The sequence below is a fragment of the Stenotrophomonas rhizophila genome (assembly GCF_003751305.1).
Taxonomy (GTDB): Bacteria; Pseudomonadota; Gammaproteobacteria; order Xanthomonadales; family Xanthomonadaceae; genus Stenotrophomonas; species Stenotrophomonas rhizophila_B.
This window is the reverse complement of sequence record NZ_RJKV01000001.1, coordinates 413,896-427,888: the sequence shown is the minus strand read 5'-3', so window position 1 is coordinate 427,888 and position 13,993 is coordinate 413,896. Positions and strand designations below refer to the sequence as shown.

At 67.4% G+C, this 13,993-nt stretch carries 16 protein-coding genes; 9 read left to right on the top strand and 7 right to left on the bottom strand.

Features of this window, described 5'->3' with window-relative positions; genetic code table 11:
- Positions 1-39 precede the first annotated feature (39 nt).
- From EDF74_RS02060 to EDF74_RS02045, 4 genes are all read right to left on the bottom strand, one after another.
- Entirely contained in the window at positions 40-657 is a 618-nt protein-coding gene (locus EDF74_RS02060; protein WP_123728578.1) for a HutD/Ves family protein, read from the bottom strand.
- A gap of 37 nt (positions 658-694) precedes the next feature.
- The gene (locus EDF74_RS02055) at positions 695-1,402 is read right to left on the bottom strand and encodes a murein L,D-transpeptidase catalytic domain family protein (RefSeq protein WP_123729684.1); all 708 of its coding nucleotides are present in this window, start codon (positions 1,400-1,402) and stop codon (positions 695-697) included.
- Positions 1,403-1,429: 27 nt separating this feature from the next.
- Complete coding sequence (locus tag EDF74_RS02050) at positions 1,430-2,500, bottom strand: L,D-transpeptidase (RefSeq protein ID WP_123728577.1); 1,071 nt, start codon at positions 2,498-2,500, stop codon at positions 1,430-1,432.
- A gap of 395 nt (positions 2,501-2,895) precedes the next feature.
- Positions 2,896-3,171 carry a ComEA family DNA-binding protein gene (locus EDF74_RS02045; protein WP_123728576.1) on the bottom strand — a complete coding sequence of 92 codons (276 nt, stop codon included), beginning with the start codon at positions 3,169-3,171 and terminating at the stop codon, positions 2,896-2,898.
- A gap of 253 nt (positions 3,172-3,424) precedes the next feature.
- Here EDF74_RS02045 and EDF74_RS02040 point away from each other — a divergent pair, with 253 nt between their 5' ends.
- The 4 genes from EDF74_RS02040 to murU are packed head-to-tail and all read left to right on the top strand — an operon-like array spanning position 3,425 to position 7,033.
- The gene (locus tag EDF74_RS02040) at positions 3,425-4,918 is read left to right on the top strand and encodes a M20 family metallopeptidase (RefSeq protein ID WP_123728575.1); all 1,494 of its coding nucleotides are present in this window, start codon (positions 3,425-3,427) and stop codon (positions 4,916-4,918) included.
- A 60-nt stretch (positions 4,919-4,978) separates the two neighbouring features.
- Positions 4,979-5,248 (top strand): GlsB/YeaQ/YmgE family stress response membrane protein, encoded by a 270-nt coding sequence (locus tag EDF74_RS02035; RefSeq protein WP_019185648.1) that lies wholly within the window; start codon positions 4,979-4,981, stop codon positions 5,246-5,248.
- A 58-nt stretch (positions 5,249-5,306) separates the two neighbouring features.
- Positions 5,307-6,332 (top strand): aminoglycoside phosphotransferase family protein, encoded by a 1,026-nt coding sequence (locus tag EDF74_RS02030; RefSeq protein ID WP_123728574.1) that lies wholly within the window; start codon positions 5,307-5,309, stop codon positions 6,330-6,332.
- Positions 6,329-7,033, top strand: a complete 705-nt coding sequence (gene murU, locus EDF74_RS02025) for an N-acetylmuramate alpha-1-phosphate uridylyltransferase MurU (protein WP_123728573.1) — start codon at positions 6,329-6,331, stop codon at positions 7,031-7,033. Before EDF74_RS02030 ends, murU begins: the two co-directional genes overlap by 4 nt.
- Positions 7,034-7,134: 101 nt before the next feature.
- On the opposite strand, the gene hda is transcribed toward murU, so the two are convergent.
- From hda to EDF74_RS02010, 3 genes are read right to left on the bottom strand one after another with little or no spacing between them, the layout of a single operon-like run.
- A complete protein-coding gene (hda, locus tag EDF74_RS02020; RefSeq protein ID WP_019185422.1) occupies positions 7,135-7,845 on the bottom strand; it encodes a DnaA regulatory inactivator Hda in 711 nt (236 codons plus the stop codon).
- The gene (locus tag EDF74_RS02015; protein ID WP_123728572.1) at positions 7,842-9,014 is read right to left on the bottom strand and encodes an AI-2E family transporter; all 1,173 of its coding nucleotides are present in this window, start codon (positions 9,012-9,014) and stop codon (positions 7,842-7,844) included. Before EDF74_RS02015 ends, hda begins: the two co-directional genes overlap by 4 nt.
- Positions 9,011-10,129: a DUF2066 domain-containing protein gene (locus tag EDF74_RS02010; RefSeq protein WP_184997019.1), complete on the bottom strand. Its 1,119-nt coding sequence runs from the start codon at positions 10,127-10,129 to the stop codon at positions 9,011-9,013. Before EDF74_RS02010 ends, EDF74_RS02015 begins: the two co-directional genes overlap by 4 nt.
- 138 nt (positions 10,130-10,267) lie before the next feature.
- On the opposite strand from EDF74_RS02010, the gene purM reads away from it, so the two are divergent.
- From purM to EDF74_RS01985, 5 genes are all read left to right on the top strand, one after another.
- Positions 10,268-11,293, top strand: coding sequence for a phosphoribosylformylglycinamidine cyclo-ligase (gene purM, locus EDF74_RS02005; RefSeq protein ID WP_184997146.1), 1,026 nt, complete (start codon positions 10,268-10,270; stop codon positions 11,291-11,293).
- 5 nt (positions 11,294-11,298) lie between these two features.
- Positions 11,299-11,784 (top strand): hypothetical protein, encoded by a 486-nt coding sequence (locus tag EDF74_RS02000; RefSeq protein ID WP_428999138.1) that lies wholly within the window; start codon positions 11,299-11,301, stop codon positions 11,782-11,784.
- Positions 11,781-12,434: a phosphoribosylglycinamide formyltransferase gene (purN, locus tag EDF74_RS01995; RefSeq protein ID WP_123728569.1), complete on the top strand. Its 654-nt coding sequence runs from the start codon at positions 11,781-11,783 to the stop codon at positions 12,432-12,434. The genes EDF74_RS02000 and purN overlap by 4 nt, the downstream gene beginning before the upstream one ends.
- 68 nt (positions 12,435-12,502) lie before the next feature.
- Positions 12,503-13,279: a DUF3108 domain-containing protein gene (locus EDF74_RS01990; RefSeq protein ID WP_184997017.1), complete on the top strand. Its 777-nt coding sequence runs from the start codon at positions 12,503-12,505 to the stop codon at positions 13,277-13,279.
- Positions 13,280-13,281: 2 nt separating this feature from the next.
- Positions 13,282-13,965 carry a DUF3108 domain-containing protein gene (locus EDF74_RS01985; protein ID WP_123728567.1) on the top strand — a complete coding sequence of 228 codons (684 nt, stop codon included), beginning with the start codon at positions 13,282-13,284 and terminating at the stop codon, positions 13,963-13,965.
- Positions 13,966-13,993: the final 28 nt, after the last annotated feature.

Below are 13,993 nucleotides of genomic sequence, written 5' to 3'. Positions count from 1 at the left end.
GAGCGGCCCGAGACGATCCAACGGATCGCACGACCATCGTCAGGATCCGTCAGAACGGCTGCCCGCACCCAAGCGGATCGCCAGCAGTTCCCCACCCCCATGCAAGGCGAACCGGCGGCGCTCACCGGCGGCCAACCAGGCAGTATCACCGACGGCCAGCGGTGCCAGCGACGGCTCGCCTTCAAATTCGGCCTGGCCGGCAAGCAGATGAATCGCCCACGCCGCCTCGGGTTCGGTGAAGAAGAACATGCTGCCCACCAGCGGCCGGTGCAGCAGCTCGGCCTGCACGGCATCGCGCCGCCACATCAGATTGAAATCGTGGGTCACCCCATCGATCAACTCGCCGGTCACCTGCGCTTCGCCCGCAAACCGCAGGCGGTCGTGCGGCGGCATCAGCGTATGCACCGCGCCATCAGCGAAGCGCAGGCGCAGGCCTTCGCCGCGCAGCAGCACCAGCTCGCGGTCGATCCCCGGAAACGCCGAGAAGGCGGCGTCCTGCTCGATCTCGGCGATCGACAGGCGCACCTGCCAGTCCTCGTTGTCGGGCAGGCGCAGGATCTCGCGGGTCCAGCCCAGACCGTTGCGCCAGCGTTCGCGGCGGTATTCGAAAGAGGGAATGACGCGGCTGGCCGCGCTCAGGACGGTATCGGTCGACATGGCGCCAGTGTGCCTGAGCCGACGCAGCAGAGCTGCCTCAGGACACGCCGCCGCAATCGGGTTCCAGCAGGCGCGAACGCGCCAGCCAGTCCTTGTCGGGGTAATACGCAAACACCATCGTGCCGCCGCGCAGGCTGTCGATCAGTGGCCGCGCCACGGACAGGCGTACGGCGGGGCACCCCAGGCTGCGCCCCAGCCGGCCCTGCAGGCGCGCGATCGCGGGGTTCACGTAGGGCGCGCCGTGGATGACGATCGCACGGTCGCGGGCATGGTCGTTGAAGCCCGGCTCCAGCCCTTCCAGGCGCAGCGAATAGCCGTTGCCGCCCATGTAGGTTTCCTTGGCGGTGAACGCGCCCAGGCTGGACATGAAGCTGCCGTCCTTGTTGGAAAAATGCTGGGTACGGTTGTCACCGCTGTTGCGCCCATGCGCGACCCACTCTTCGAACAGCAGCCGCTGGCGGGTCAGATCGAAAATCCACATGCGCGGTTCGGTCGACGGTCGCGAGTAATCGATCACGCTCAACTTGCCCGGGTCGACACCGAGCTCCGGCCGACGCAACGCACAGCGCATCGCGCGGGCTGCCAGCTGCAGCACCTGCTTGTCCGCCGCCGGTGCCGCCTTGGAGAGCATCTCGGCCATCTGTACCGGATTCGCCTCCGCAGCGGGGGCAGGGCTGGCCGCACCCGCCGTGGCGGACGCGATCAGGCCGCAGAACGCGGCAGGCAGCAATTTCACAACGGGCATGGGCAGCACACCAACCGGGGGCATCCCTTACAACGTGGACCCGCCGGCGTCGGATTCCAAGACGGGCTGCAGGTTCTGTTCATCGGCCACCGGACGAACCGCTGGCAGGCTGGTCACCAGCAGCGTGGTGCCGGGCACCAGCACGCCGTACAGCTGTTCGGCGAATTCCGGCGGCAGCGCCATCGGCAGGCTCGGCGTGGCGAGCAGGTCCGGGGTGGCATTGGCGGCGGTCTGGCCCAGCAGTGGGTAGGCCGTCCAGCGGTGCAGCGGGCGGTGCGGGTCCAGCGGGCTGGGGTTGTCCTGGTAGCCCTGGCCCATCACGAACAACGTGGTGCCCGCGAACGCCGGCAAGGCCTTGGCCTCCAACCGCGACTCGCCGATCAGCACGCCATCGCGCAGCACATACAGGCGTTGATCATGCAGGCTGACCAGGATGCCGACCTGGCCGGCCGGTGCCGCCGCATCATTCCAGTAGTGCGCGGGCGCGTCGGTGCTCTCCACCAGCGGCTTGCCGGTGCTGCTGACCGGCGCCAGCACGGCCGGATAGGCCAGCGTCATCGGCGCGCTCTTGGCGTCGGCCACCACCACGGTATCGCCACGGTGGGTTTCGCCAAACAGCTTCTGCGCAAACGCCTGTGGCAGCCGCACGCAGCCGTGCGAGGCCGGGTGACCCGGCAGGCTGCCGCCGTGCAGCGCGATGCCGTCCCAGGTCAGGCGCTGCATGTAGGGCATCGGCGCGCTGTTGTAGAGGTTGGACTTGTGGTCCTTGTCCTTCTGCAGGATCGTGAACACGCCGGTGGGTGTTTCATGCCCGGTCTTGCCCGAGCTGATCGTGCTCATGCCGATCGCGATGCCGTTGCGGTACACGTAGGCGCGCTGCTCATCGAGGCTGACCACCAGCACGATCGGGCCGGACGGGGAGATTTCCGGATGCCAGAGGAATTCGCCGGGCTTGAGATCGGTCGGCCCGCGCGGGGCCTGCGTGGTCGTGGCTGCCGTCGGCGCCGCGTTGGCCGCCGTGGCGGCAGTGGCGGGGAGCATCCCGGTCGCCAGCAGCGTCCCGAGCGCCAGACTCAACAGCGTGCTGCGTACTGCCATGTCGTGCATCCATTCAAAGAGATGCGGTCACGCTACACGAACTGCCTGCAGCCGATCGCGAAAACCGGCGATCCCTTTCCGTCGCCCCAAAAAGCATTGCCCGGCCACACATCCTGTGCGAACCGGGCAATCGATACATCCATGTCGGCATCCCGCCTTCCCCCTGTGCATCCTGCCCAGTCTGGGTGCCGGCCATGCGTCCTGCACTCGGCCGTATATGCTTCCGCCATCTCAACCCTTCCCGGGGTCTGGATGCCACCATCCTGGTGGGTCCGCGCCAATCCTTCCGCGCCGCCTCCCTGCGTGCTGCGTCCGTGCAGCTGTCGGTGCCGCCGCGGCATCCTGCCGTGGCGACCAGTGACCAGCGTCCTGCCTGTCCCGACCTGTCCTGTTGTTCAGCGCCTTGGTACGGAGGCCGGCGCTGCCCTCCTGGGCGGTGCCTCGGCCGGCGCCTGCCTGGCCCCGGTCGTCATCCGTTGTCGATTCCGTTCGACGGTAGCTGTCCCTATCCCCTTCACCCGCGCCAGATCCTCGACGTGTACGAAAGGGCCGTGTTGTCGCCGGTACGCGACGATCGCCTCGGCCTTCATCGGCCCCACGTTCGCCAATCCCTGCTGCAGCGTCGACGCATCCGCCGTATTGATGTTGATCCGATCGGCCGCGAAGGCCATTCCGCTCAACAGCAGTCCCAGCACCAGCGCCCTGCACGAAAACCAAGGTCCCACTGTGTAACTCCTTGTGGCTCGGAACCGGCCCCTGCCGGCAATCCTGTCGAAGGTTCCAGCGTCCCTCGCCACATACACACAGCCTATCGTCCACAGCGCCTTCACACAGCAGGCCTAACACCCGACGTGATGTAGGGAAATACCTACCCCACCGCAGGCGTAGAATGGAGGGACTTGTCAAAAGCACTCCGGAGTTCAGATGGACAGCGCCAAGCTCGGCCAATTCGTCAGTGAAAAGTGGGACAACGAAATCGTCCCGCAATTGGTCGATTACATCCGTATCCCCAACAAATCGCCGATGTTCGACGCCGATTGGGTCGCCAACGGCTATATGGAACAGGCCGTCACCCTGATGGAAACCTGGGCCCGCGCCCAGAACCTGCCCGGCCTGACCGTCGAGGTCGTGCGTCTGGAAGGCCGCACCCCGCTGCTGCTGCTGGAAATTCCGGCGTCCGGCGCCGAGACCGGCGACGACACCATCCTGCTCTACGGCCACCTGGACAAGCAGCCGGAAATGACCGGTTGGGACGACGATCTGGGTCCGTGGATCCCGGTGCTGCGCGGCGACAAGCTGTATGGCCGTGGCGGCGCCGATGATGGCTATGCGATGTTCGGTTCGCTGGCCGCCGTGCTGGCGCTGCAGGAACAGGGCCTGCCGCACGCGCGCTGCGTGATCCTGATCGAAGCCTGCGAAGAGTCCGGCAGCTACGACCTGCCCGCCTATGTCGACCACCTGGCCGACCGCATCGGCAAGCCGTCGCTGGTGGTGTGCCTGGATTCGGGCTGCGCCAACTACGACCAGCTGTGGTGCACCACCTCGCTGCGCGGCCTGACCGGCGGCAACTTCTCGGTCAAGGTGCTCAACGAAGGCGTGCATTCCGGCGACGCCTCCGGCGTGATCCCGTCCAGCTTCCGCCTGCTGCGCCAGCTGATCTCGCGCATCGAGGACGAGAACACCGGCCGCATCCTGATCGACGGCATGAATGTCGAGATCCCGGCCGAGCGCCAGGAGCAGGCCAAGCGTGCTGCTGAAGTGGTGGACACCGCGATCTTCGAAAAATTCCCGATGGTCGAGGGCCTGCGCCCGATGAACGACGACCTGGCCGAACTGGTGCTCAACCGCACCTGGCGCCCGGCGCTGTCGGTCACCGGTGTGGACGGCCTGCCGCCGCTGGCCTCGGCCGGCAACGTGCTGCGCCCGCATACCGCGGTGAAGCTGTCGCTGCGCCTGCCCCCGACCGCCGACGGCAAAGCCTGCGGCGAGCTGCTCAAGGAAGCCCTGCTGCGCGATCCGCCGAACGGTGCGGAAGTGAAGCTGGACCTGGAAAAGGCCTCCAGCGGCTGGAACGCCCCGGCCATGGCGCCGTGGCTGACCCAGGCGATCGACGATGCCAGCCAGACCTTCTTCGGCAAGCCGGCGATGTACATGGGCGAAGGCGGCTCGATCCCGTTCATGGGCATGCTGGGCGAGAAGTTCCCGGGTGCGCAGTTCATGATCACCGGCGTGCTCGGCCCGCACTCCAATGCACACGGCCCGAACGAGTTCCTGCACATCCCGATGGGCAAGCGCGTGACCTCGTGCGTGTCCAAGGTGATCAGCGAGCACTACGCCGCCAGCCTGCGCGGCGAGACCAGCGGTTCGCCGGTCGCCGCCGACAGCGGCACCCGTCACGGCGACCACGGCTGCTGCTGACGTTGGCGGACGCAGCCTGGCCTTGCTAGGCTGCGTCCACCCTCTACTGACGTCTTTGGCATGAACGGACTGTTTGGCAGCACCAGCTGGCTCTACATCATCCTGGTCGGCTTCGTCGTCGGTCTGCTCGGGCGCTTCTTCATGCCCGGCAACAACCGCATGGGCTGTCTGCTGACCATCGTGCTCGGCATCGTCGGGGCCCTGCTGGCCGGCTGGTTCGGCCAGTACATGGGGTGGTATGCCCGCGGCGAGCCCGCTGGGTTCATCGGCGCGATCCTCGGTGCGGTCGCGGTCCTGGCCGTGCTCCGGCTGTTCAGCAGCAAGCGCTGAGCATCGCCGCTCCTTTCTTTCCCGCGCGCCGTCCGGCGCCGCTTCGACGTACCCGTCCATGAACGATCCTGCTTCCGATCCGCTGCGCGCTGAACATCGCCGGCAGTGGACCTGCGCCGCCCTCGGCGATCCGGCGACCGCGCTCGACCGTGCCTCGGTCGATGCCGGTTTCCGCAGCTACTGGCGCGCCACCAGCGCGCGCGGCAGCCACATCGTGATGGACTCCCCGCCGGGGCTTGAGGATGTGCGGCCGTGGCTGCGCATGCATGACCTGCTCGAGCCCAACGGCGTGCGCGTGCCGCAGGTGCTGGCGCGCGATGAAGACAACGGCTTCCTGCTGCTGGAAGACCTGGGCGGCCCGACCCTGGCCCGTCATATCGACAACGACACTGCCGATGCCTGGTTCGACGCTGCCTTCGCGCAGTTGATCCGGCTGCAGTCCATCCCGGTGCCCGAGGGCATGGGCAGCTTCGGCGAGGCGCTGCTGCAGCGCGATGCCGGGCTGTTCGACGAATGGTTCCTGCAACGTCACCTTGGCCTGGAACTGGACTGTGGCGAGATCGAGAACCTGCAGCGCATGCACCGCCTGCTGATGGACAACGCACTGCAGCAGCCGCAGGTGCTGACCCACCGCGATTTCATGCCGCGCAACCTGATGCCCATCGAGGGTGGCCCGGCGGTGCTGGATTTCCAGGACCTGGTGCGCGGACCGATCGCCTACGACCCGGTCAGCCTGTTCAAGGATGCGTTTCTGAGCTGGCCGATCGAACGCGTGGATACCTGGCTGGCGCGCTATCACGCACAAGCGCTGGCGGCCGGTCTGCCGGTACGGCCATGGCCGCAGTTCCTGCGCGACGCGGACTGGATGGGCGTGCAGCGCCATCTGAAAATCCTCGGCCTGTTCGTGCGTCTGCGCGACCGCGACGGCAAGGGGCACTACTTCGAGGATGCGCCCCGTTTCATCCGCTATCTGGATGAAGTGCTGCCGCGCCATCCCGAGCTGGCCGCCCTGCACGATCTGTTCGAGCTGCGCATCAAACCGGCCCTGGCCCGTATCGCCGAACCGGTGCAGGCGCGCCCATGAAGGCGATGATCTTTTCGGCCGGCAAAGGCGAGCGCATGCGCCCACTGACCCTGCACACGCCCAAGCCACTGCTCGTGGCCGGGGGCAAACCGCTGATCGTGTGGCATCTGGAACGCTTGGCTGCCGCCGGCATCGAAGAGGTGGTGATCAACACCGCCTGGCTGGGCGATCAGTTCGCGCCTGCGCTCGGCGACGGTGCGCGCTGGGGCCTGCGCCTGTATTTCATCCACGAAGGTGACGTACCGCTGGAAACCGGCGGCGGCATTCTCAACGCATTGCCGATCCTCGGCGATGCGCCGTTCCTGGTGATCAACGGCGATGTGTGGACGGATGTCGATCTCGCTACGCTGCCACACGCGCCCACCGGCGATGCGCACCTGGTGCTGGTCGACAATCCGGCCCAGCACCCACGCGGCGACTTCATCCTGCATGCCGATGGTCGGGTCAGCGATGACGGCGACAGCGCGCGGTTCACCTATGCCGGTGTGGGCGTCTACCGCCCGGCGATCATCAACGGTTGGCGCGCGGTGATCGGCGAAACCGCCGGTGCCAGCGCGACACCCCCACAGTTCGGCCTCGCCCCGCTGCTGCGGCATGCGATGGCGCAGGGCCGCGTGACCGGCCAGCACCATCGCGGCCGATGGACTGATGTGGGCACGCCGGAGCGGCTGGCGCAGCTGGATGCAGAACTGAACGTCTGACCCCGCCAAGGTAGCGCCACGCCATGCGTGGCTAAGGCAACTATGAGCCGGCACACAATGCATCCACGCATGGCGTGGATCTACAGGCCGTTTCCGGACGGTTACAACAGATGCGGGCCGTCTTCCAGAACCTGGCGCAGGAACGGCACGGTGATGCGGCGCTGTGCCGCCAGCGATTCGCGATCCAGCCAGTCCAGCAGGCTGACCAGGCTGCCCAGCTCGCGACCGGTACGGGTCAGCAACCATTCGATCGCCGCTTCATCGATTGCCAGGCCGCGTCGCGCCGCGCGCTCGCGCAGCACTGCCGCGCGCCCTTCATCATCCAGCGGCTGCAGCACCACGCGCACGCACTGCTGCAGGCGTGAGCGCAGGTCCGGCAACACCAGCCCAAGCTGGTCCGGTGCGTGCTGCGCGGTGTACAGCAGGGTGATGCCCGCCGCGCGCGCGCGGTTGTGGAAATCGAACAGCGCCACTTCGTCTTCGCGCTGCCCGGCCACGGCATCCAGCCCGTCCAGCGCGACCAGGTCGCGGCCTTCCAGCGATTCCAGCGCGGCGCGCGTACGCCCCACCACCGCCTTCAGCGGCAGGTAGGTCGGTTGACGGCCAGCCTGTTCGGCCAGCGAGCACATCGCCAGCGCCTGATGGGTCTTGCCGGTGCCCGGCGCGCCCTCCAGATACACCCAGTCGTGCGCAGCGCCCACGGCAATGGCGCGCAGCTGCGCCAGCGCACCATCCGGCGCACCGATGAACGTCTCCAACCGCTCGTCCTGCGGGTAGCGCAGGGCAAGCGGCAACTGCGGAACGACACTCACTGCGCGTCCGGCCCCTTCGGGTTGCCCACGATCACGATCTCGGGCTTGTCGACGTACGCATCGAGCACGATCGCCGATTTCTCACCGGCGTACAGATCGCTCTGGCGATAGCGCTGATGTGCATAACGCAGCAGCACGTTGCTGACCGCCGCCACCGGCAGGGCCAGCAGCATGCCGAGGAAGCCGAACAGCTGGCCACCGGCCATCACCGCGAAGATCACCGCCACCGGGTGCAGGCCGATCTTGTCGCCGACGATGCGCGGGGTCAGCACGTAGCTTTCCAGCAGCTGGCCCACCGTGAACACGACGCCGACCAGGATCAGCAGCTTCAGATCAAAGCCCTGCGCCTGGACCAGCGCCGCCGCGACCGCCATGACGATGCCGGTGGTCGCGCCGAGGTACGGAATGAAGCTGATCAGACCGGCCACCAGGCCGATCAACAGGCCCAGCTTCAGGCCGACCAGCGACAGGCCGGCGGCGTACACCACGCCCAGCGCGATCATCACCAGGAACTGGCCGCGGATGAACGCACCGAGCACTTCGTCCGATTCACGCGCCAGCTTGGTGATGGTGCCGACGTGGTTGCGCGGAATCATCGAGGCCACGCGCTCGACGAGCTTGTCCCAGTCACGCAGGAAGTAGAACGCCAGGATCGGCAGCAGCAGGATGTTGACCACCCAGGTCACCATCGTGAAGCCCGAACGCTGCACGTAGCCGAAGAAGGTCTTGGCGAAGCCGCCAGCCTGCTGCCAGTGGCTGCGGACCCACTCGATCAGCCGGTCCGGATCCATCCACTGCATGATCTCCAGCCCGGTCTTCTGCTCGAACCACGGGATGCCTTTTTCCATCAGCCACTGCTGTGCCTGCGGGATCGCCGCCACCAGGGTGGCGACCTGGCGCTCGATCATCGGCACCAGGATCAGCAGCGCGGCGGTGATCAACAGGATCATCGCCACGAACACCAGCACCACACCGGTGTTGCGCGAGCGGCCGGTGGCTTCGATCCGGTCGACCAGCGGGTCACCCAGCCAGGCAAGCGCCAGGGCCAGCACGAACGGGGTCAGGATCGGGCCGAGCAGCCAGATCACCCAGCCGGCGGCGAGCGCCACCAGCACATATTTCAACCGCCGGAGGAACTGTGCGATTTCCGCTTCGGGGGTGAGGATCATCGCAGGCGGTACTCGTTGCTGGCAGGCGGCGGCAGGGCCGAGGGGGTGGTTTCATCGATCGGGACCGGCAGCGGCGCGGTCGGCGCGATCACGCCGTTGTCGCCCAGCATGCGGTTCAACCCGGCCAGGCCGGTGGTCATCTCCAGCGACAGCTCCAGGCGATCACCCGAGGCGCGCACCGGGGTGACATTGCGGACCACGGCGGTCTCACGCAGGCCGGCGGCCAGGCGCATGTAGTCCTCGGCACTGTTCAGGCCCAGCACCACGATGGTGTACGTGCCGGCCGCACCGGTAGCGGCGCCGGCCTTGGCATAGCGGCGGACCAGCGCATCGGCCGCGCCGTCGGCACCACCGGCCATGGCGCGGCGGGCGTCACTGTCCTTGGTGGTCCACTTGTTCAATTCCTTGCCGCCATCGACGAACACCCAGTCGGCCACCCAGCCGCTGCCCTGGCGGTACAACTTGCCGACCAGCTGCATCGGCGGGGCATAGCGCGAGGAGGCGCGGGCCACCGCGGCGGTGTCCTGGCGCCAGATCGCGCCGACCAGTGCCTGCTCGGCAGCGCTGCCCGAGGGCAGGCCCAGCTTGTAGCCACGCTCGATGGCACGGTTGAGCAGCGGGCGGGCCGCATTGGCCTGCTGGACGGTCACCAGGCGCGGGCCGGAGCCATCATCGATGGCCAGCCAGATCACCGGCTTGGGTCGCGGCTGCGGCCACAGCGGCAGCCCGAGGGCCGAGATCAGGCCATCGACGTCATCCTCGCGGAACCGGGCGACCAGAATCGTGCGGTAGCTCGGCGCGCCACCGGCCGAGGTGCTCTGGTCCTGGCGGTAGTCATAGCTGGCTACGTAATCCTTGGCATTGCGCAGGGCCTGCATCACCCCGGGGCGGCTCATCACGCTGCGGTCGCCCGAGAGCTTGGCCAGCACATTGCCCAGCGCCCGGGACAGGGCACCGTTACGGTCCGAATCGGCCTGGCTGTTGACCGGGACCTCGGCCTCGTAAGCGCCACTGGCACTGGCCACATCGCCTTCGGTACGAAGGCCGCTCTGGGCCATCGAGGCCACTGGCAGGCACAACGCGAGGAACATCATGAAAAAGAGGCTGCGGCGCATCAGGACTTCCATTGAGCGTATCCGGGGGGAATTGTTGCCCGAATAGGGCCTGCGCGCCAACGTGGCCTGTTAAAATCGCGCTTTCACCCCAGCGCAGCGCCGACGCCCGTGACCAATTCCCCGTCCAACCCCTCTCCCCTGACCTACCGCGACGCCGGTGTCGATATCGACGCGGGCAACGAGCTGGTCGAGCGCATCAAGCCGCTGGTGAAGCGCAGTTTCCGCCCGGAAGTCATGGGCGGGCTGGGTGGCTTCGGCGCCCTGTTCGACCTCTCCAACAAGTACCGCGAGCCGGTCCTGGTTTCGGGCACGGACGGCGTGGGCACCAAGCTGAAGCTCGCACAACAGCTGGGTCGCCACGACACGATCGGCATCGATCTGGTCGCGATGTGCGTGAACGACGTGCTGGTCCAGGGCGCCGAGCCGCTGTTCTTCCTCGATTATTTCGCCACCGGCAAGCTGGACATCGACACCGCTGCGGCGGTCGTGGGCGGCATCGCCAACGGCTGCACCGAGGCCGGTTGCGCGCTGATCGGCGGTGAAACCGCTGAAATGCCCGACATGTATGCCCCGGGCGAGTACGACCTGGCCGGCTTCACGGTCGCTGGCGTCGAGAAGAGCGAACTGAAGGACGGCGCCAGCGTGGCCGCCGGCGACGTGCTGATCGGCATCGCCTCCTCCGGCCCGCACTCCAACGGCTACTCGCTGGTGCGCCGCATCTACGACCGCGCCGGGCAGCCGGCCGATCTGGAGCTGGACGGCGGGGTCAAGCTGGTCGATGCGCTGATGGCGCCGACCCGCCTGTACGTCAAGCCGATCCTTGCGCTGTTGAAGACCCACGGCGCGGCGATCCATGGCATGGCCCACATCACCGGTGGCGGCCTGACCGAGAACATCATCCGCGTGGTACCCGACGGCCTGGGTCTGGACATCAAGGCAAACGCCTGGACCCTGCCGCCGGTGTTCCAGTGGCTGCAGAAGGAAGGCGCCGTGGCCGACAGCGAGATGTGGCGCACCTTCAACTGCGGCATCGGCTTCGTGCTGATCGTGGCCGCCGACCAGGTCGACTCGGTCAGCGCCGCAGTGACCGCGCAGGGCCTGGAGCATTGGACCATCGGTGAAGTCACCCGCGCCGACGGCGCCGAACGCGTCAAGATCGGTTGAGCCAGGTGACGGAGCCCGGCCCGGAGTTCCCTGCCCAACCGCCGTCGCTGCCCGCCGCAGCGGCGCCGGTCGTACCGGCCGCGGCGGTGGATACCTCGCAGCTGCAATTGCTGTCGGTCTTCCACTATGTGGTGGCCGGCCTGACCGCGCTGTTCTCGCTGTTCCCGCTGATCTACCTGTTGATGGGGGTGGCGGTGATCTTCGCCGCGCCGCCGCCGCTGGCGCCCGGCGAGGCGCCGCCCCCGTTCGATCCGCGCCTGCTCGGTTGGGTGTTCGTGCTGATCGGCGGCCTGGGCTGTGCGGCCGGGCTGGTGCTGGCCGGTTACATGGCCTATGCCGGGCGCTGCCTGGCGCAGCGTCGGCGTTACCTGCTGTGCATGGTGGTAGCCGGCATCGCCTGCATCTTCATGCCGTTTGGTACCGCGCTGGGCGTGTTCACCCTGGTGGTGCTGTCGCGCCCGGCGGTCAAAGCGGCGTTCCAGACCGCATGAGCAGCCGTATCGCCGTCCTCGCCTCCGGCCGGGGCAGCAATCTGCAGGCCATCCTCGACGCGATCGCCGCACAGCGGCTGGATGCCGAGGTCGTGGCCGTGCTCTCGGACAAGCCGGAGGCCTCGGCCCTGCTCAAGGTGGGCCCGGATCAGCGCTGGGCACGTTCGCCCAAGGACTTCCCGGACCGCACCACCTTCGATGCGGCGATGGCCGATGCGCTGGACGCCTTCGCGCCGGACTGGGTCGTCTGCGCCGGTTACATGCGCATCCTCGGCGCTGCCTTCGTGGCCCGGTTCGACGGCCGCCTGGTCAACATCCATCCCTCGCTGCTGCCGCTCTACAAGGGGCTGCACACCCATGCGCGCGCACTGGAGGCCGGTGATGCCGAGCACGGCGCCAGCGTGCACTTCGTGGTGCCCGAGCTGGATGCCGGCACGGTGCTCGCCCAGGCCCGCGTGCCGGTCCAGACCGGCGACACCGCCGAGGCGCTGGCCCAGCGGGTACTGGCCGTGGAGCACCCGCTGCTGATCGCCAGCCTGGCGCTGCTGGTCAGCGGCCGTGTAACTGAACGGGCAGGTCAGCTCCAGCTCGACGGTCACCCTCTGTTTAGCCCGCTGCGCCTAGATTGCGCCGGACAGCTGAACCGATAAGGGTCGCGCACACACGCTGCTGATCCCGGCGCTGGCATCCTCTCCTCCTCTTCCCCCGACCGGCCCGCATGAGAACGTCTTTGTTCAAGCCCGTGCTGCTGATGGCATCCCTGCTGTGCACCGCCGCCCTTGCCCACGCGCAGGAAACGGCCACGCCCCCGTTGCCCGCCCTGCCCGCCATGGACTGGGAGGCACCGCCGCTGCAGCCGTTCACCGCCACCTACCAGGCCCTCTACAAGGGCAAGCAGGCTGGCGATGCCACCATGCGCGTCACCCGCACCGGGGGTGACCAGTGGCGCGTGGACATGCAGGTGGTTGGCCGCAGCGGTTTCGCCAGCGTGCTCGGCCTGAACCTGGAGCAGAGCACGGTGTTCGAAAACCGCAACGGCACCTATGTGCCGTTGAGCCAGAGCACCGTCCGCAAGGGCCTGTTCCTGGGCAAGAAGGTCACCGGCACCTACGACTGGCAGGCCGGTACCGCGCAGTGGCTGGGCGATCTGAAGAAGGAGCGCCGCCAGCCGATCCCGCTGCAGGCCGGCGACCAGAGCGCACTGCTGCTCAACCTGGCGATCATGCGCGATGCGCGTCCCGGCGGGCAGATGCATTACCGCTATGTGGACGTGGGCCGCGTTCGCCAGCACGACTACCAGGCCGCGCCGGACACCGAGAACGTGCCGGTTGGCGATCTGTCCTACAACGCGCTGCGGGTGTATCGCACCAACGGCGGCAATGACGAAACCATCCTCTGGATCGCCAACGGTGTTCCCACGCCGGTGCGCATCCTGCAACGCGAAGATGGCGAAGATCGGATTGATCTGCGCCTGATCGAATACCAAGGAGTCTGAGCATGACCACACTGAACCGTCCGCTGACCTGGATCGCCGCTGGCGCCCTTGCTGTCGTGAGCCTGCCCGCCATGGCGCTGCAGCCGTTCAAGGCTGACTACCAGGCCAGCTACATGGGCATGCAGGCCAATGGCACCATGACCCTCACCAGCGAAGGGGCCAACAAGTGGCGCTACAGCCTCAACGTCAAGAACCAGCTGGCCGATCTCAGCCAGAACACCGTCTTCGAAGAGGCCAACGGCCGCCTGCGCCCGCTGAGCAGCAATGACCGCTCGGTGCTGCTGGTCAAAAAGCGCAACGTGGATGCCACCTATAACTGGAGCAGCAACCAGGCCACCTGGACCGGCGACGTCAAGCCGGACCGCCGTGGTCCGGTCGCGCTCAAGGCCGGCGACATGGACGCCCTGCTGATCAACCTGGCGATCGCGCGTGATCTGGCCGCCGGTAAGCCACTGAACTACCGCATGGTCGACGAAGGCCGGATCAAGCCGATGTCCTACAAGGTGGTCGGCAAGGAAAAAATCACCGTGGCCGGCAAGTCCTACGACGCCACCAAGGTGTCGCGGACCGATGGCAACAAGGAACTGATCGCCTGGATCGTGCCGGAGTTCCCGGTGCCGGCGCGCCTGCTGCAGCGTGAGAGCGGCAAGGATGCGCTGGATCTGACGATCAAAGGCATGAATTGACCCAAAAAAACGCCCGCTTTCGCGGGCG